This window comes from Paenibacillus campinasensis (assembly GCF_002272015.1).
GTDB lineage: Bacteria > Bacillota > Bacilli > Paenibacillales > Paenibacillaceae > Paenibacillus_AQ > Paenibacillus_AQ campinasensis.
Genome location: NZ_NPBY01000098.1, coordinates 25,126 through 43,880, shown reverse-complemented (window position 1 = coordinate 43,880; position 18,755 = coordinate 25,126). Strand labels below are relative to the sequence as shown.

Annotated in this window: 20 protein-coding genes; all 20 read right to left on the bottom strand. The window is 54.4% G+C overall.

Features of this window, described 5'->3' with window-relative positions:
- Positions 1-34: 34 nt before the first annotated feature.
- Positions 35-715 carry a YqaA family protein gene (locus CHH67_RS24330; protein WP_095267952.1) on the bottom strand — a complete coding sequence of 227 codons (681 nt, stop codon included), beginning with the start codon at positions 713-715 and terminating at the stop codon, positions 35-37.
- A gap of 241 nt (positions 716-956) precedes the next feature.
- Complete coding sequence (locus tag CHH67_RS24325; RefSeq protein WP_095267951.1) at positions 957-1,760, bottom strand: bifunctional hydroxymethylpyrimidine kinase/phosphomethylpyrimidine kinase; 804 nt, start codon at positions 1,758-1,760, stop codon at positions 957-959.
- 99 nt (positions 1,761-1,859) lie between these two features.
- Positions 1,860-2,606, bottom strand: coding sequence for a type I methionyl aminopeptidase (gene map / locus CHH67_RS24320; protein WP_095267950.1), 747 nt, complete (start codon positions 2,604-2,606; stop codon positions 1,860-1,862).
- A gap of 244 nt (positions 2,607-2,850) precedes the next feature.
- Positions 2,851-3,639: a TerC family protein gene (locus tag CHH67_RS24315; protein ID WP_095267949.1), complete on the bottom strand. Its 789-nt coding sequence runs from the start codon at positions 3,637-3,639 to the stop codon at positions 2,851-2,853.
- 486 nt (positions 3,640-4,125) lie between these two features.
- The gene (locus tag CHH67_RS24310) at positions 4,126-4,782 is read right to left on the bottom strand and encodes a hypothetical protein (protein WP_095267948.1); all 657 of its coding nucleotides are present in this window, start codon (positions 4,780-4,782) and stop codon (positions 4,126-4,128) included.
- 132 nt (positions 4,783-4,914) lie between these two features.
- Positions 4,915-5,778, bottom strand: coding sequence for an SDR family oxidoreductase (locus CHH67_RS24305; protein WP_095267955.1), 864 nt, complete (start codon positions 5,776-5,778; stop codon positions 4,915-4,917).
- Positions 5,779-5,901: 123 nt separating this feature from the next.
- Positions 5,902-6,867, bottom strand: coding sequence for an MraY family glycosyltransferase (locus tag CHH67_RS24300; protein ID WP_095267947.1), 966 nt, complete (start codon positions 6,865-6,867; stop codon positions 5,902-5,904).
- Positions 6,868-7,260: 393 nt separating this feature from the next.
- Positions 7,261-8,562: a pyrimidine-nucleoside phosphorylase gene (locus CHH67_RS24295; protein ID WP_095267946.1), complete on the bottom strand. Its 1,302-nt coding sequence runs from the start codon at positions 8,560-8,562 to the stop codon at positions 7,261-7,263.
- A 58-nt stretch (positions 8,563-8,620) separates the two neighbouring features.
- Positions 8,621-9,328 (bottom strand): purine-nucleoside phosphorylase, encoded by a 708-nt coding sequence (gene deoD / locus CHH67_RS24290; protein WP_095267945.1) that lies wholly within the window; start codon positions 9,326-9,328, stop codon positions 8,621-8,623.
- Between the two features lie 21 nt (positions 9,329-9,349).
- Positions 9,350-10,528, bottom strand: coding sequence for a phosphopentomutase (gene deoB / locus CHH67_RS24285; RefSeq protein ID WP_095267944.1), 1,179 nt, complete (start codon positions 10,526-10,528; stop codon positions 9,350-9,352).
- A 47-nt stretch (positions 10,529-10,575) separates the two neighbouring features.
- Entirely contained in the window at positions 10,576-11,754 is a 1,179-nt protein-coding gene (locus CHH67_RS24280; RefSeq protein ID WP_095267943.1) for a NupC/NupG family nucleoside CNT transporter, read from the bottom strand.
- A 94-nt stretch (positions 11,755-11,848) separates the two neighbouring features.
- A complete protein-coding gene (gene deoC, locus CHH67_RS24275) occupies positions 11,849-12,514 on the bottom strand; it encodes a deoxyribose-phosphate aldolase (protein WP_095267942.1) in 666 nt (221 codons plus the stop codon).
- A 291-nt stretch (positions 12,515-12,805) separates the two neighbouring features.
- On the bottom strand, positions 12,806-13,750 hold the full coding sequence (locus CHH67_RS24270) for a DNA-binding transcriptional repressor DeoR (protein ID WP_095267941.1): 945 nt from the start codon (positions 13,748-13,750) through the stop codon (positions 12,806-12,808).
- Between the two features lie 120 nt (positions 13,751-13,870).
- Positions 13,871-14,563: a ribonuclease H gene (gene rnhA, locus CHH67_RS24265; RefSeq protein ID WP_095267940.1), complete on the bottom strand. Its 693-nt coding sequence runs from the start codon at positions 14,561-14,563 to the stop codon at positions 13,871-13,873.
- 49 nt (positions 14,564-14,612) lie between these two features.
- Positions 14,613-14,900, bottom strand: coding sequence for a hypothetical protein (locus CHH67_RS26620; protein ID WP_144029318.1), 288 nt, complete (start codon positions 14,898-14,900; stop codon positions 14,613-14,615).
- Between the two features lie 58 nt (positions 14,901-14,958).
- Positions 14,959-15,489, bottom strand: a complete 531-nt coding sequence (locus tag CHH67_RS24260) for a DUF2179 domain-containing protein (RefSeq protein WP_095267939.1) — start codon at positions 15,487-15,489, stop codon at positions 14,959-14,961.
- Entirely contained in the window at positions 15,486-16,397 is a 912-nt protein-coding gene (gene thpD / locus CHH67_RS24255; protein WP_095267938.1) for an ectoine hydroxylase, read from the bottom strand. The genes CHH67_RS24260 and thpD overlap by 4 nt, the downstream gene beginning before the upstream one ends.
- A gap of 136 nt (positions 16,398-16,533) precedes the next feature.
- The gene (locus CHH67_RS24250) at positions 16,534-16,926 is read right to left on the bottom strand and encodes an ectoine synthase (protein ID WP_095267937.1); all 393 of its coding nucleotides are present in this window, start codon (positions 16,924-16,926) and stop codon (positions 16,534-16,536) included.
- Positions 16,923-18,215 carry a diaminobutyrate--2-oxoglutarate transaminase gene (gene ectB, locus CHH67_RS24245; protein ID WP_095267936.1) on the bottom strand — a complete coding sequence of 431 codons (1,293 nt, stop codon included), beginning with the start codon at positions 18,213-18,215 and terminating at the stop codon, positions 16,923-16,925. The genes CHH67_RS24250 and ectB overlap by 4 nt, the downstream gene beginning before the upstream one ends.
- 22 nt (positions 18,216-18,237) lie before the next feature.
- Positions 18,238-18,750: a diaminobutyrate acetyltransferase gene (gene ectA, locus CHH67_RS24240; RefSeq protein ID WP_095267935.1), complete on the bottom strand. Its 513-nt coding sequence runs from the start codon at positions 18,748-18,750 to the stop codon at positions 18,238-18,240.
- Between the last annotated feature and the right edge of the window lie 5 nt (positions 18,751-18,755).

The window sequence follows — 18,755 nt, the reverse complement described above, 5'->3', positions numbered from 1 at the left end:
TTTCTCTATAATTACACCTAGCGCAAATATTAATTTATACGGACGGGGTCTGATCTGAGGTTTGTTCCAAGCCTTTCTGCTTCACTGGCGGTTGTCCCGCTGATGGAGCAGCTGATGGCTCGACAGCATCTTCCTGCTGCTCAAGCGCAAGACTGCGCTTCCGCTTGCGTCTGCGGTTGAAATAAATAACGGCGGAAATAATCGGAACAGCGATAAGGGCGATATACATGGATACATCCTTCACCATGCCCTCCGCAGATCTTCCATATAAATAGAATAAAATACCGACAACATAAAACTTGGTGGCTCTGCCCAAAGCAGCATACACCATAAGACGCCATAAAGGAAAATTCAGACAACCGGAGAGAATGGTAAACACCTTAAACGGAATGGGTGTGAATGAACCAATCATAATGGCGGCTTCCCCGTTCTTGTTAAACATATTGGTTGCCGCATCAATCCACTTTGTCTTTAGAAGCTTATACAACACGGACTTCCCCAGCACCTTGCCGATCAGATATCCGAGCGGCGTGCCCAGCAAACATCCGATAAAACCGGCCGTTGCCAGCCATAGTGCGTTTGAGGGGTTCAACATACTTAAAGATACTTGCAGAAAAAAGGCCGGAATCGGAAAAATAACGGCATCTGCAAACGCATGAATAAACAATCCCCATGGACCAAACTTCATTAAAAAATCCAGTATGTCCTGAAACATGTCTCAACCCCTATTTAATTTCTGTCTCACTATCCTATTTATAAGACCCTCTTATAAATTATAGCACATTCCTATACCCGAAATCGCCCCAGCCGGACGATTCCCTCTAAAATCCGCTAAGGCACACCCATAGGACCGGTTGCAGCACCTCTCGCTCCAAATGCGAAAGGCCGAAGCACCTTCCCGGAGCCTCAGCTCCCGGGGGTCTTCGACCTCTGAAATAGCCGGTCTGGCCAGCTAATTAACTGCTGCGATGAGCAGAATGACGAGTTGGACCTACAAATTGATTCAGCGGGAAGCCGCCGGCAATAGCCTGCGTAATGAACGCCTTCGCCTGCTGGATCGCCTCGCGAACCGTCAGCCCCTTGGCGAGTCCTGCCGTAATCGACGCAGACGATGTGCAGCCCGCACCGTGCGTATACTGGGTCACAATGGCGTCAGCCTCAAACCATTCAAACGTGGTTCCGTCATAGAGGAGATCTATCGCTTTGCCTTCCTGCAGCTTGCCTCGGTCTTTAATGAGAACGTTCTTCGCGCCGCGCTCATGAATGATCTTGGCCGCTTCCTGCATTTGCTCCAGGCTGGTAATCGGGCCTGTCTTGGCAAGCTGGGAAGCTTCGAACAGGTTCGGTGTTACCAGGTCTGCGCGAGGCAACAGGAATTGCAGCATCGCCTCGGTATTCTCCGGCTGCAGCACCTCATCCGTGCCTTTGCATACCATCACCGGATCAATAACGACACGCTGCAGCTTGTATCGGTCGATATACCGTGCCACCAGCTCAATGATATCAACTGAACCGAGCATTCCTGTCTTCATGGCATCGATGCCGATCCCTTCGAGCACGGTCTTCAGCTGGGTTTCCACAATATCTGTCGCAACCGGAAACACCTGATGATCCCAGGTAGACGGCTCCATGCAAACGATGGTCGTGAGAGCAGTCATCCCGTAAACGTCAAATTCCTGAAATGTTTTCAAATCGGCTTGAATACCAGCGCCTCCGCTCGTATCCGAACCGGCTACCGTTAGTGCTTTTTTGATTGTCATGACCCTATTCCCTTCACATGTAAAATGATTCTTCTATTATAAAAAAGTTGTGTGACAGAATCCATACCCAAATAATGAGCAGCCCCGCGGTTTCTCGGCTTATTGTTCAGTCAAGATCCGAGGGCCGTCCTTCGTAATGGCAATCGTATGCTCGTACTGGGCAGACCATTTGCCGTCTGCGGTTCGAGCCGTCCAGCCGTCCGCGTCAACCTTGCACTGGAATGTTCCGAGGTTCAGCATCGGTTCGATGGTGATCACCATGCCCTCCTTCAGCCTCGGCCCGCGATTCGGCGGACCATAATGAGGAATCTGCGGCTCTTCATGAATGCTCTGGCCGATCGCATGGCCTACAAATTGGCGCACCACCGACAGGTTCTGCGCCTCCGCATAAGACTGAATCGCATGCGAAATATCGCCGACCCGATTGCCAATGACCGCCTGCTCAATGCCGAGATACAGCGATTTTTTGGTCACATCCAGCAAATGCTGCGCCTCCTCAGAGAGGTTCCCTACCGGGTAAGACCAGGCCGAGTCGGCGAGCCATCCGTCCAGATTAACGACCATATCGATCGTGACAATATCCCCATCCTTCAGCGGCTCGCTGCCCGGAAATCCGTGACAGATGACATCGTTGACAGAAGCGCATGTCGCATACGGATATCCTCGGTATCCCTTCTGTTCCGGATAGGCACCGTGTTTGCTCAGAAACCGTTCTACGAACTGGTCGATTTCCCGGGTCGTAACACCCGGCTTGATCATTTCAGCGATATGGCGGTGACACTCGGCAAGGAGCTCTCCGGCCTTGCTCATTTTGTCGATTTGTTCTTTCGTCTTCAGTATGATCATCTCTGGCACTCCTCTTGTTCGATATCCTGCTGCTAGCTAGCCCGAGATCGCTAACGCGCTCCGGCTTACACATGCTCCTATTCTACTCTTCTCCATCTGCAACCTCAATAAGCCCAGGCCAATGCGGATGGCCGACCAAATGCAAAGCAGCACAGCCGAATTTCATTCAGCCATGCTGCTCAGGGGATGGTCGCCCGGAACTTCAGTTCCCGCGCGCCTTGTATTCCTTATTGCAGGTGCTCCCTTATCCCACTTCCAGCTGTTTCTTCTCCTTATCCGTCAGCTCGCCCTTATCCTTGGACAGGAACCAGCCCAGCACAGCGATCAGGATCAGTACGCCCCAGAAGATCACTTTCCAGCCGGTGCTCTTCGGGAAGCCCTCCGCGATAACACCAATCTCAGGGTGAGCCAGCGTATAGATGGCCAGCTTAATGCCGACCCAGCCGACAATGAGAAATGCTGCCGTTTCAAGCCCTGGTCTTCTCGCCAGCAGCTTGACAAAATAGGAGGCCGCAAACCGCATAATGACAAGACCGATAATTCCGCCCGTCAGAATAACGAGGAATTGTCCTCCGTCCATGCCGCCGATCTTCGGCAATCCGGTAGCCGGCAATGTCAGCGCAAGCGCAACGGCTGCCAGAATCGCATCCACCGCAAACGCGATGTCTGCGAGCTCCACCTTGAGCACGGTAATCCAGAAGTTCTCTTCTTTTTTGGCCGCCTTCTCCATGTGAACCTTCTTCTTCACAAAGTACTGCTTCACGATATGGTTTATGCTAATGTAGAGCAAGTAAGCCGCACCAAGCGCCTGCACGTACCAGACATCGGCCAGGTATGAAATGATAAACAGTGAGCCGAACCGGAATACGAATGCACCGGCCAATCCGTAGAACAACGCTTTCTTCCGCTTATCCTCCGGCAAATGCTTTACCATGATTGACATGACCAGCGCATTGTCGGCGGCAAGGATGCCCTCCAGGCCAATCAATACAATCAAGACCCAACCATACTCGAGTAATAGTGCTGTGTCCAAAACAATGATCTCCCTTCCATCGGTTAAGTATGATTGTCCAGGGCCGGGAATAACAAAAAACCTTTACCCCAGAACAACCGGTGATAAAGGTAACATTCACAATATTACAGGAATAGATACCTTTACCGATTAGGCAAAGGTCTCGCTAACAACGTAACGTTGCCAACAAAGCCGGAGACACGGGCGTGTCACGAATTGACGACTTTGTTGTGGAGCTACTCCCCTTTACTTGACTATCGGCATTATAGCATGACTTTACTCACTCGCCAATAGGAAATTAGAACTTTAAACGTTCCTTTAGGCTTATTTCAGAAATCATTTCCTAAAACTCCAGCAGGTGTCCCGCTGCGGGGAATAAAGGGTCTTGCGATCGATCCTGCCCCGCTTCACTTCATTCACCGCTGCAGCGGTTGAACTAGGAGGAAAGGCAAACGCTTGGCTTCTCCAGTCTCCCACTTCCCCTTCACTGATTTAGCCCGTATGATGTCAAGCACTTCTTTTCTTATTTAATATAAACAACAGCAGACCTGCCAAAACAACAAGGGTTATGCCTGCGGGAATCCAGTATGAGGACACACTCTTGCCTTCATTCATGCCTTCTGCACCTTCGCTCGTCGGTCCCTGTGGCTGCTCCGCCACGGACGGCTTAGCCAGCGGCTCATATCCGGCACCCAGTTCGCTCAGCTCCGGTTCAGCTGCTGCCAGAGGCTGAGTGCCATCGCACAAGCCTGTCTGCAGCGGCTGCTCTTCGCCATGAGCCAGCACCAGAAATTCACCGCCCACATGGAACCCGTCATATCCACAGCTTGCCGAAGACATCGCGGTCGTAAGCTGAACTTCAGGCGGCACCTGCCCTTTCCAGACTCTCGACACCTCCAGAGTCACCAGAACCGGTTCGGCAGAAGACATCACCGGCTTGGACTCCGGAGGAACGATATCTGTTACTTTGCCCGCAAATACAGCAGTTTTATGCGTCATTGCTTCGGACAAGGGCAGCGGTCCTATACAGCTGCAGGCCAGCGCCTCATCCGGTTTCTCCGAGTACAGCCCCACAAGCATCCATACTACGGCCAACAACGGTATCAGCAGCTTGCGCCCCCAACCTCGCGCGCCGCGTACCTGAAACGATCTCTCCATCATCATCACCTCTACATCTCCAGACGCCGCGGACTTCTAAAAGGTTCCATTCTCTGTTAAAAACAACCAGAGGCCGCCTTCAGCCTTCTTGATCATCAGATGCTGACACGCCAGCGCGGAGAAGCGGCCGATGGTGGATCATGGCTGCAATCCATACGTACGTCCGACCTGCTCTTCGCTCCATGACCAAAGCCGAGCCGCAAGCTCGGGATCCTGCGCTTTCCGAGCGGTTCTTGCCGGTTTGCATTTGACATAATATTCGCCGGTAATCCCTTCCACTTCCGGACTGGAAGCCAAATAAATGGCTGTTCCTGCCCCCTCGAGCGGTGTCAGAAAGAACGGTGTCAGCAGCTTGTACACACCTCTTCCGAATCCGGTGTCCCGATTGACCCCAAGGCTGGTGCTCACGGCCCCCGGATGCAGGGCATTGACCGTCATGCCTGTATGCTTCAGCCTGTGGGCCAGCTCCTTGGTGAACAGAATGTTCGCCAGCTTCGATTGCGCATACCCCTTCATGACATGGAAGCCGCGGCTCAGGTGGGGATCATCCCAATGGATCGAGCCTATTTTATGCGCGCCTGAGGATACGTTCACGATCCGGGCACGCTGTCCGGCCTGAAGCAGTTCCAGCAGCTCATTGGTCAGCATGAAGTGGCCCAGATGATTCACGCCGAGCATCGCCTCGAAGCCATCCGCCGTTGTCTCGCGTTTGAGTGTAATAATCCCGGCATTGTTAATCAGCACATCCAGCCGGTCTAGCTTTGCTTTGCAATCGGATACAAAACGCTGAATACTCTCCAGCGAGCCGAGATCACAGGTCATCAGCTCCAGCTCCGGCTCCGGGATTCCGCTCTCCTCCCTGGCGATCCTTAGCGCCGCTTCTCCCCGCGTCTGGCTCCGGCAGACCAAGATGACCCGGGCTCCTCTGCGGGCCAGTTCCGTTGCGGTGGCGAGCCCCATACCGGCACTCGCGCCTGTTACCATTACGATTTTCCCTGTCATATCCGTCACTTGCGAGAGCCTCCTTTCGAAATTAGCACTAGACAGAAAAATCCCGCCAACCGGATGCCAGAAGACGAGATTTCATGCTGTTCACATCTATGATTCGAGACTGCAAGTCGGCGCCTACGCGCCGCTTGCATTAAGGGCAAGAATGATCGCGGTCAAGCCGAAGCACAGGTTCAGCAAGCACAGGAAGATCAGCGTCTGCTTCTGGTTCAGCCCTGTCGCCAGCAGACGGTAATGCGCCTGGGAGGCATCTGCCTGGTAAATCGGCTTGGATTGCAGTATTCTCCGAATAACGACGATAATGTTATCGAAGATCGGAACACCCAGCGCGAAGATCGGTACGAACAGCGATGCCAGGGTCGCTCCCTTGAAGGCCCCGTCCAGGGCGATGATGCCGAGAATGAAGCCGAGGAACGTCGCACCTGCATCCCCCATAAAGACCCGGGCTGGCGGTTTGTTGTACTGCAAATAAGCAAGCGCTGCACCGACGAGGATTACAGCCAGCAGCGCCGATTCCCCTCGGCCCATCGTTAACGCGACGACAAACAGCGTGCCGCCGGAAATAGCGGAGAGTCCGCCTGCCAGACCGTCGATGCCATCCGAGAAATTGATCACGGTGGTGACGCCGAATATCCACAGGATGGTCAGAATAAGCTGCAGCCATTCCGGCAGATTGATGTATTGCCCCGTCAGCGGGTTGTTGAAGCCTTCAAATTGGATGCCATAGCTGTATACAACGACAGCCGCACTGACCTGCACAATCAGCTTCGGCAGAGAGGCAAGCTCCTTGCCTTGGGACTTGTACCAGTCATCTACCAAGCCGATGCCCAGAATCAGCACGCTCCCGATGAATATGCCAACCGCTTCTCTCGTCAATGCACCTGAGAATAGAAAATAGGTTATAAAAAATCCGATGAAAATCGCGACGCCCGCCGTAAGCGGGATAGGTTCCCGATGAATCTTTCTTTCACTGTCAGGCCGTGGCTTGTCTACAAAATCAAGCTTGATTGCAAGCCTCCGAAAAGGCGGAATGAGCACAAGCACGAGCGCTAACGATACGACAAATGCTGCGAGATAAAGCATAATTTCCTCCTGTGGAATGATGAAGTATGGAGAACATTGCAACCTCAGTATATGACTTTCAGGCGACTCTATCAACCTATCAATGCCAATCCACTATAAAAAAGACTGCCGCACGGTACGATAATGTACCGTGCGGCAGCCTCTCGGCCTGCTCCTCAGGACTGCTTCCTGTTCACCGCAAGTCCGATAATCATGACGATAAGTGCCAGCAAAGCGATCAGCTGATCGATGGTCATATCGGATAGCCTCCCTTGCCTGTAAGGTTGGCTCTTCTCCGGACGTCCATCCTCTCCCGTCTGTTCTGATCGGCCTTACTTTCCCCATTACCAGACTATGCGGGGGCCTTTCCGATTATGACTAGATCACTTGACTTACACCGGCCAGGCAGGCCGGTTATTCGGTTACGATTCCGTGTACGAGCACCGGCGGCTCGGCCTGATCGGAAATTCGGATGCTGGCGTACAGCTTCTCCTTCACATCGTCGATATCCTCCCGGTTCGCATGAATCGTAATCAGGGATTCACCTTCACGGACCGGGTCGCCGATTTTCTTGTTCAGCACAAGCCCCACGGCCAGATCGATCTCGGACTCCTTCGTCGCCCGGCCCGCACCGAGCAGCATCGCCGCGGTTCCAATCTCATCGGCGACCAGCTCGGCCACCACGCCATCTTCCCGCGCAGGCAGCTCGATCTTGAAGCGTGCCTCCGGCAAACGCTCCGGATGATCGACAACCGAAGCATCTCCTCCCTGATTCGCAATGAACGCCTTAAATTTCTCCAGCGCCTGTCCATTGCGCATCACTTCGCGCAGCTTCTCTTCCGCTTCCTCCAGGGAGCATGCCTTGCCCGCCAGATATACCATCTGGCTTCCCAGCGCGAGGCACAGCTCCTCGAGATCCTTCGGCCCCTGGCCGCGAAGCGTATCGATCGCCTCGCGGACTTCCAGCGCATTGCCGATCGCTGCGCCGAGCGGCTGACTCATATCGGAGATGACGGCCATCGTCTTGCGCCCGACATTGTTGCCGATGCGCACCATCGCATGCGCGAGCTCCTTGGCGTCATCCACCGTTTTCATGAACGCGCCTGCCCCGGTCTTCACATCAAGAACGATGGCATCGGAGCCTGCCGCAATCTTCTTGCTCATAATGGAGCTTGCAATCAGAGGAATGGAGTTGACCGTGGCGGTAACATCCCGCAGCGCATAGAGCTTCTTGTCCGCTGGCGTGAGGTTTCCTGACTGACCGATCACGGCGATTTTATGTGTGTTGACCAGATGGACGAATTCATCCTTGTCGATTTCGACATGGAAGCCTGCTATCGACTCGAGCTTGTCAATCGTGCCTCCGGTATGACCAAGACCGCGGCCGGACATTTTGGCCACCGGAATATCGAGCGCTGCTACGAGCGGGGCAAGCACCAGCGTGGTCGTATCGCCCACGCCGCCAGTGGAGTGCTTATCCACCTTGATCCCTTCAATGGCGGACAGGTCGATCGTATCTCCCGAGTTCACCATCGCCATCGTCAGATCCGCCCGTTCCCGATCTGTCATGTCCTGGAAATAGATAGCCATCGCCAGTGCGCTGACCTGATAATCCGGAATGTCGCCTGCGGTATATCCTTCGATAAAGAAGCGGATTTCGTCGGTGGTCAGCTCCTTGCCATCACGTTTCTTAGCAATCAAATCAACCATTCTCATCGTCTATTCTCCTCACTGTGTGCGGATGGATGTTCATGCTAGCATTGAGTCTTCAGATTTATAGCGATATCGCCGTGTCCAGCGCTACTTCCATCATGTCGTTAAACGTAGTCTGCCGCTCTTCCGCGCTCGTCTCTTCCCCTGTCAGCAAGTGATCGCTCACTGTCAGTATCGTCATCGCATTGACACCGTAACGGGCTGCGATTGTATACAGCGCCGTCGTCTCCATCTCTACCCCAAGCACCCCGTGCTGCATCAGCTTCTCGACCACCGATTTGTCTTCACGATAGAATACATCGGAGGTGAACACGTTGCCCACATGCATGTTCAGCCCCTTCTCCTTGCCGCGCTCATACGCGCCCAGCAGCAGCGGGAAGCTGGCAATCGGCGAGAAATCATAACCGCCGAAGTGATGGCGGTTCATGCCGGAATCCGAGCAAGCCGCCTGGGCCAGAATGACGTCCCGAACGCGGACATGCTCCTGCATCGCGCCGCAGGTGCCGACGCGGAACAGATTTTTCACGCCATATTCCCGAATCAGCTCATTGACATAGATGGCAATCGAAGGCACGCCCATGCCTGTGCCCTGAACGGATACGCGCTTGCCCTTGTAAGTGCCTGTATATCCGAGCATTCCCCGCACCTCGTTATAACAGCTCACGTCTTCAAGATACGTCTCCGCAATGAATTTCGCCCGCAGCGGATCTCCTGGAAGCAGAATCGTCTCCGCGATATCGCCTGGCTTAGCCCCAATATGTGTACTCATGTCCCATTCCTCCACTAATGATTATTTCAAGTCCTGCAAAAAGCTGGTGCCGTGCTCCGGCAGCTTCACGCCAAAATTGTCGGCCACCGTAGCCCCGATGTCGGCAAACGTTCTGCGCAGCGGGAGCTCCTTGCCTTCGTCAAACCGCGGCGAATAGACGAGCAGCGGCACATATTCGCGCGTATGATCGGTTCCCTTGTAGGTCGGGTCATTCCCGTGGTCCGCTGTAATGATGAGTAGATCATCATCGCTCAGTTTATCCAGCACCTCCGGCAGGCGCTGATCGAACTCCTCCAATGCCTGGCCGTAGCCTTGCGGATCGCGGCGATGCCCGTACACCGCATCAAAATCCACCAGATTCAAGAAGCTGAGACCGGTAAAAGGTTCATCCAGCGTCTTCACAATTTGGTCCATGCCGTCCATGTTGGACACCGTTCTGACCGCTTTCGTAATGCCCTCGCCGTCATAGATATCGGAAATTTTCCCAAGCGCGATCACATCCAGACCCGCGTCCTTCAGCTCGTTCATCGTCGTTCTGCCAAACGGCTTGAGCGCATAATCATGGCGGTTGGCTGTGCGCTTGAAGCTGCCCCGCTCCCCGACAAACGGGCGGGCGATAATGCGGCCCAGCATATACGGGTCATCCAGTGTAATCTCGCGGCAGAACTCGCAAATTTCGTACAGCTCCTTCAGCGGAACAACGTCCTCATGAGCGGCAATCTGGAGCACCGAATCTGCCGAAGTATAGACGATAAGCGCCCCGGTGTTCACATGTTCTTCGCCAAGCTCCTCGATAATTTCCGTGCCGCTCGCAGGCTTGTTCCCGATCACCTTGCGCCCGGTCTTCTGCTCGATCCGCTCAATCAGCTCCTGCGGAAAGCCATCCGGAAATACCCGGAACGGCGTATCAATGTACAGGCCCATAATCTCCCAATGGCCGGTCATCGTATCTTTGCCATTGGAGGCCTCCTGCATCTTCGTATAATACGCCTGCGGCTTCTCGGCAGCCGGCACGCCCTGAATCTCCCGGATGTTGGAGAGGCCGAGCTTGGCCATGTTCGGCATGTGAAGCCCGCCGCGTTCCCGAGCGATATGGCCCAGCGTATCCGAGCCAACGTCGTCAAATTTGTCCGCATCCGGCGCCTCTCCGATTCCTACGGAGTCCAGCACTATCAGATGGATTCGTTTAAACCGTTCCATATTCGTACTCCCCTTCATGATACATTGATACGTGCTTTGATGCTATTTTACAAAAACAGGCCGGCAATCGTCGCCGACAGGACACTGACCAGCGTAGCCCCGTACAGCAGCTTGAGCCCAAATCGCGCCACCGTATTCCCCTGCTTCTCATCCAGCCCTTTCACCGCCCCGGCAATAATGCCGATGGATGAAAAGTTGGCGAAGGACACAAGGAAGACCGACACGATGCCCACCGTCCGCTCGGACAGCGCCGGGAAGTTGGTAAGCTCCAGCATGGCGACAAATTCGTTGGATACGATCTTCGTTGCCATGATGCTCCCCGCATCCACAGCCTCCGCCCAGGGAATCCCCATCACAAAAGCGAACGGTGCAAACAAGTAGCCGAGCAGTTCCTGGAAGCTGATGCCGATGATGGTATTGAATATCCCGTTAATCATTGCGATCAGAGCGACAAAGCCCAGCAGCATCGCCGCGACCGTTATCGCGACCTTGAAGCCGTCCATAATGTACTCGCCAAGCATCTCAAAAAACGACTGTTTCTCCTCTTCCTGCACTTCCAGAATATCTTCTTCCGGCTTGACCGTGTATGGATTGACAATCGATGCGATCATGAATCCGCCGAACAGATTGAGCACAATCGCGGCCACCACATAACGCGACTCGATCATGGTCATATACGCGCCGACGATCGACATCGAGACGGTGGACATGGCCGATGCGCACAGCGTGTACATCCGATGCTTCGGAATGAGCTTGATCTGCCTTTTAATAGAGATAAACACTTCAGACTGGCCCAAAATCGCGGAAGCCACCGCATTGTAGGACTCCAGCTTTCCCATGCCGTTCACCTTGCTCAGCACGAGCCCGATATAGTGAACGAGAATCGGCAGAACCTTGATATACTGAAGTATGCCAATCAGGGCGGAAATAAACACGATTGGCAGCAGCACGTTTAGGAAGAACGGCCCTGCGCCTTCATTCGCCATCCCGCCAAACACAAATTCAATGCCGGCTCCGGCATACCCGAGCAGCGCATCAAAGACGCCGGCCACGCCCCGCACCAAATATTCTCCAAATCCCGTATTGAGCAGGATATAACCCAGGACAAGCTGCAGCAGTACCATGACCGCCAGCGGCCGATAGCGTACATGCTTTCTGTCATTGCTGATGATAAGCGCAAGCCCCAGTACAACCAGCAGACCCAGGATCGCAATGATAATCTTCATTGTAGTTGGTTCCCCCCATTAGATGTAAGTTAAAATGCCAAGATGACTGTGGGAAGACTATGCTGTTTCTATCCGTTTACCGTCACGCGTCTGCTTAGTATGAAGCTGTAGATTGACCGCCCTGCATAATTTTCACGCCCGAGCTGGCTCCGATCCGGTTCGCTCCAGCCTGAACCATGCGCTCCAGATCCTCCAGGCTGCGAACGCCGCCGGATGCCTTCACGCCCACGTTGTCACCAACCGTGGTCCGCATTAACGCAACATCCTCCGGAGTCGCTCCGCCAGTGGAAAATCCGGTGGACGTTTTAACAAAGTCAGCGCCTGCCTGGACTGCCAGTTTACAAGCCCGCACCTTCTCCTCGTCGGTCAGCAGGCAGGTCTCAATGATGACTTTCACCAGCGCCTTCCCTTCAGCTGCGTCCACCACCGCTTGAATGTCCTTCAGCACCAGCTCATCATTGCCATCCTTAAGCGCACCGATGTTAATGACCATATCCACTTCCGTTGCGCCATTGCCAATCGCATCCTTCGTTTCAAATGCCTTCACGGAAGAGGTTGTAGCGCCAAGAGGGAAGCCGATGACCGTGCACACCTTCACATCGGTTCCTGCCAGCAGCTCGGCACATCGCTTGACCCATGCCGGATTCACACAGACGGAAGCAAAGTGATACGTCTTCGCCTCCTCCGCCAGCTTGGTAATATCGGCCTCGACGGCGTCCGGCTTCAATAAAGTGTGGTCGATCATTCCTGCTATATTCATCTGTTTAAGCACTCCTTGAATTTTATTGGGTATACCTCATCATAACGTGAAATTCCTGTAGCCGGAATTCATCATATCACACGCCTGAACATATGTAAAAATGATTAGAAATTATGTTCATTCCGGTTTATGGTAACAAAATCTTCTATCATTGTTTGCTGTCTTGCGGCCTGTCATTCAGGAATAATATTCCGCGACAAGACTGCGGAAAGCCCGTTATCGAAGGTCGATAACAGGCTTGTTCATTCCCTGGCTGGCACAGCCTGCGGCTCGCCGGCTTGCTTGCCTAGGCTAGGCATCTTCCTGCAGCAGCGCCTCGGCTGTATACTGATCGGTCACGAGGGTGTTGGCATATCCGCCGACAAGCGCGGCCTTGATGGCAATAAGCTTGCGCTGGCCGCCCGCCACCAGCATTGACGTCTCCTTCTGCCTGAGCTCTTCCAGCTCCATGCCGACGGTGCGGTTGTTAATATCTTCGCTGCAAATCCGGCCCTGTGCATCAAAGAAACGGGAGCAGATATCCCCGGCCCCTATTTCCTGGAGCAGGTGCTGCTCCTCCTTCGTTAAGTACCCGAGCCGGAACAGCAGTGCATCTTCCTTGACGGTGCCCACCGTAAATACGGCGATGTTCGCTTGCCTGCCCAGTTCAAGAATCCGCTGAATATGGCGATCTTCATCCACCATCCGCTTCAATTCCACCCGGTCGAATATGACCGGCAGCGGCAAATAGCGGGCAGCGGTGTGAAACGCTTCGGCGAACCGGTTCACGATGTCGGCCGCGTATGTATTCACATGCGAATGGCTGACCCCGCCTTTCAACTGAACGACCTCGACGCCGCGAACGGCTTTGTGCTGAAGCTGCGTAGCTACCGCATGCATGGTCGTCCCCCACGTCACCCCGATAATGTCGTTGTCCTTCACAATATCATGAATATAATCGGCGGCCTTCTTGCCGATATGCTTCTGAATTTCCCGGTACTCGTTCACGGGGGAGTAGCTGATCAGCACCTGATCCAGCGCATACTTCTTGCGAACGCGCTCGCCCAAGGCGTCCAGGTCATCCTGGGGGTCTACGATCTGTATGCGAACATAACCCTGTTCTTTGGCATGCTGAAGCAGCCTGGAAACGGTCGGCCTGGACACCCCCAGTCTGTCGGCGATGTCCTGCTGGCTGAAATCCGACAGATAGTACAGCCTGGCCGCTTCGATGCACAAGCGTTGTTTATCATAATCCATGATGGCTCAACCCGCTTTTAGATAAATTATCTGGACCCGGTTATCTTCATGGTTCGATGTTCAAGGGCCCGAAATGGCTTCGCTGCTGCTATGGCCTCACTGGCCCCAAAGTCAGTAGCCTTACTTGCGGCCATAGTCGGCTTTGATCTCACCCCAGCTCTTCGTCTGCCATTTCAGCACCTTGTTCGGGTAGCTGTTGGTGCGCAGCCATTCCTCGGCCCGATCCACCAGCCTCCATATTTCTTCGGTCGAGGCGTCGCGCGGCAGAGTCGTTGATACCTTCTTCTGCTTCACCCATTTGATGGCATTCATCGAATCGCTGTACACCGTTTTGCGGCTCCCGATTTTTTTCAAATAGGCCAGGGCGTGAACGATCGCAAGGAACTCCCCGAGGTTGTTGGTCCCCTTCTGAATCGGCCCGACCGAGAACAGAACGTCGCCGGTCTGGGTGTCAACGCCCTTGTATTCCACCGGTCCGGGATTGCCGCGTGTACCGACATCCACCGAGATGCTGTCATAATCGATGGCATCGTCTCCGGCTTCCCAGGCGCTGCCCTGGCTCGCCCGTGCTCCTGCGCCTCCGGCAGCCTGGCTAGCCGCCTTGCTCCCAGACGACCGGCCGCTGCTGCCCGATTGCGAGCCCCAGTATGCTTTATAGCCTGCGGCATAAGCCTTCTCCGCCTCAGCCTTCGACTCGAAAGCCTTGAATTTGGCGCCTGTATACTGATTCACCTGCTGCTGGCATTCATCCCAGCTTGTATAGATGCCGGGTACTTTCCCGACCCATACGACGTAATACTTTTGCTTTGCCACGCTTGTACCTCCATCCGGCATATCCTCTCTAGCGTACTATATCATATCCTTAACCGAAAACGAAAAAGCGGTCCGGGCTGGTACGCATGGTGAATACCACAATACTCAATACCTCGATCCTGATTTTCGAAATACCGAATACTGAAATACTGCTTCCGATATTCCGTAATAAGAAATTCCGCAATACTACAATAGAAATTCCGCAAATCCTCAATCCTGCAACTCCGAAATTCAGAATTGCTGCAGTGCTGCTACCACGCCCAACCCTACCTGCGGCGACTCTTCGCTTCAGCCAGCGGATCAAAGCGGCGCCCACACGCAGCAACAAGCCTGCCATCGCGAATGTAGCCCATTCGCAGGCAGGCTTGCAGATTCTTATCCTGTGCTCGCTCCGGTTACGGCCTTTGCCTTTCGGTCAACCTCACCCAGAAGCCGCCTTTGAAATATTTCGGCTCATGGGAGATGATGAAAGCATGCGGTGACAGCTTGCCTAGCGTATCCAGCAGGCGTCCTTCATTCTTGCGCTTCACAAGCACCTGAAGCACCAGCCGCTTGCCATCCTTCCCGTCGGCAGGCCAAGAGGTGACACCATACCCTTTCTCCCTCAGCTTCACGGCCAGATCCATCTCCAGTGAATTGACGATGACCTGCACGACGATATAGCCCAGTGCCAGATACTCCTCAATCCGGCTCCCTATATAGACGCCCAGCCCGAATCCGAGACAGTAAGCCGCCATATTAAACGGATTGTCGAGATTCTGAAGCACAAGATTCAGCCCCAGCAAATAGACAAACACCTCCAACATGGCCAGCAGGGAGGCAACTCCTCTTCTGCCCTTGATCATCAGAATCAGCCTCAGGGTGAAAATCGAAACATAGACAACGTTGATTCCGATAATCGAACCGACGAGCGACCAGCTAATCATGGGAGCTGCTTGCGCGTCGCAATATATTCAGGCCTCGGCTCTTGTCCCGAATAGGGGCTGCCTACCCGGTTCTCGATGCTGTTGTACACCATAAAAATATTGCTGCGCGGCATTGGCGTAATATTGCTGTTCGAGCCGTGCATAATGTTGCAATCGAAAAGGACCACCGAGCCGGCCTTTCCTACAGGCGTGTCGATCCCGCCCTTCTCCACCAGCCGCGTCAGGCTGTCCGGGTCAGGGACCCCGTACTCCTGCTTGCGCAGCGAGTCCTTGAAGTGGTTCTCCGGCGTCTGGCCGATGCAGGAGACAAACTCCTTATGGGAGCCTGGGACAAGCATCAGCGGACCGTTGAAAGCATAGTTGTCTTCCAGCGCGATAGAGCAGCTCAGCGCCCGCATTCTCGGCATCCCGTCCTCCACATGCCAGGTCTCGAAATCCGAATGCCAGTAGAACTCTTTGCCGGAAAAGCCCGGCTTGTAATTGATGCGTGACTGATGAATGTAGGTTTCGCTCCCGAGCAAATATTCAACGATCGCCAGCAGCCTCGGGTGACGGGACAGTTCCTGGAACTCCGGGTGGCTGCGATGAACGGCGAATACCGAGCGAACCTCGTTACCTCCCGGCTCCCGGATAATTTCATCCCCCTCGCTGGACGCAGCCTCTCTTTGCAATTTCCGCGCTTCGGTCTGGTATCGGGACAACTCATCGAAGTCAAAGAAATTATCAAGAAACAGATAGCCGTTCCGGTCATAGAACTCGGATTGAGCCTTGCTCAGCGGCGACTCCGCCGTCCACTGCGAATAGACGACAGGATCTTTCCTCTCCAGTATGCGCGCCTCGGCGTATACTCTCGACGGATATACATCTGCTCCCTGTTCTCTCCCGATCATTGCGATATTCCGGCTCATTGATCACCATCTCCTTATCGTGAGTTTAGGTTCCACTGACACTGTGACCTTCGACTTTGGACCTTTGGCATTCAAACTGTAACTGTGGGCAATGGCGCACTTTCACACTCGCATATTCAATTTCAGTTTAAGAGGCTTATGACTTGGATTTGGCCAGCAGCGGATAGGTTCCATGCTCGTCATGGACCTCCGCCCCGGTCAGCGGCGGATTGAACACGCACACCATTCGCATTTGCGAGCGGGCGCGCAGGTAGTGCTTCTCATGGCCGTCCAGGGCGTACATCATTCCCGGGCGAATATGATACGTCTCACCACCGACGATCTCAATCTCTCCCTCGCCTTCGATACAGTACACGGCCTCAACATGGTTCTGATACCAGATCAGCGTCTCCGTTCCCGCCTTAATCAGCGTATCATGCAGGGAGAAGCCCATCCCGTCCTTCTCCAGCAGCAATCTGCGCGAGTTCCAAGTCTCGGTATCGATGTCGTCCTTCGTATGGACGATGTCTTCCAGATGTTTTACAATCATGATTTGACCTCCTCTGCCGCCAGTTTATCAACACTGTTCTCGAATATCACCAATCCCTGCTCTAGTGTGTTCATCTCGATGGTGAGCGGCGGCATCAATTTGGCAACCTCGCCGCGGGGGCCTGACGTTTCCAGAATGAGGCCCGACTCAAAAGCCAGTTCGGACAGCCGGCCCGCAAGCTCCGGCTTCCTGAAGGCGATCCCTTGGATCATGCCGCGGCCGCGAACCTCGCCGCACATGGAGCCGTACTTTTCGCTGACCCGCTCCAGCGTGAGCCGCATCCGCCGCTCACGGCTGTGAATATCCCGGCGGAACTGATCGTTCTCCCAATAAGCGAGCGCTTCGGTGGCCGCGATGAATCCGAGGTTGTTGCCGCGGAAAGTGCCGTTATGCTCACCCGGCTCCCAGATGTCGATCCCCGGCTTCAGCAGCGTCAGCGCCATCGGCAGCCCGTAGCCTCCGATCGATTTAGACAAACAGATAATGTCCGGTTCAATCCCCGCATCATCGAAGCTGAAGAACGATCCGGTGCGGCCGCAGCCCATCTGGATATCATCCAGGATCAGCAGCATGCCCTTGCTTCGGCACAGCCGCTCCAGCCGGCGCAGCCATTTGCGGCTGGCCGCGTTCAACCCGCCTTCGCCTTGAACGGCTTCGACGATGACAGCCGCCGGCAGCGGCACCCCGCTGCCCGGGTCATCCAGCAGCTTCTCTATATATGCCATCGTATCCACGTTATCGCCAAAGTAACCATCATACGGCATAAATACAGAGTGGCTGAGCTCCACGCCCGCGCCCTTGCGTTTAAAGGCATTGCCCGTCACAGACAAGGATCCGAGCGACATGCCATGAAAGGCATTCGTGAAGCAGAGGATCGAGGTGCGCCCCGTCGCCTTGCGCGCAATTTTCAGCGCCGCTTCCACCGCGTTGGTCCCGGTCGGACCGGGGAACATGACCTTGTGATCCCAGCCGCGCGGCTTCAGGATCACCTCCCGAAAGCGGGTCAGGAATGTCTCCTTCGCTTCGGTGGCCATGTCGAGACTGTGGGTCACGCCGTCCTCCAGCAAATAATCGACCAGCTTCTTGCGGATTTTCGCATTGTTATGGCCATAGTTGAGCGCGCCCGCCCCGGCAAAAAAGTCGATGTACTCATTGCCGCGCGTATCCCACAGCTTGGCATTTCGGGCTTTATGAAAAACCGTCTTAAAGCTCCTGCAGTAACTTCTGACTTCTGATTCCAGTTGGTCAAATACGTCCAGCTTCGGCTTTTCCATTACTTGGTTGTTCATAATTCCCTCCATATATTCGTTTTTAAATGTCATTAAAAAACGGGCCGATCACAAACAAAGGCTCATCATCATGGGGAGTCTCCTCAGGAAACATATCCGCCCCATATCCCACCGTTACGGTGCTCGGGATGGATTTCTCCTCGGCGAAGCCGAGAAACAGCCGCCGGGAGGCGATGTTGCTAGGCGATACCGTCGTCTCGATAAACCGGACGCCGCGGCAGCCATCCTGAGCCAGCAGCTCGGTCAGCATCGCCTTCGCGATGCCTCGCCGCCGGTGCGACCGGGCGACTGCGATCTGCCACACAAACAGCGTCTCCGGATTCCGGGGCGGCCGAAAGCCGGAGATGAAGCCGATCATTCGGCCCCTGTCCTCCGCTACCAGGCAGGTGTCGTTAAAATAATGTCCCAGCAGCATATAGCAATAAGGTGAATTCAGGTCCAGCGACCCGGTGTCCTGCACAAGCTTCCATATACGCGAGCCGTCTTCCGCCGACGGCTTGCGGTATTTGATCGCTTGCTTTGTCTCGATACTCATCCTCG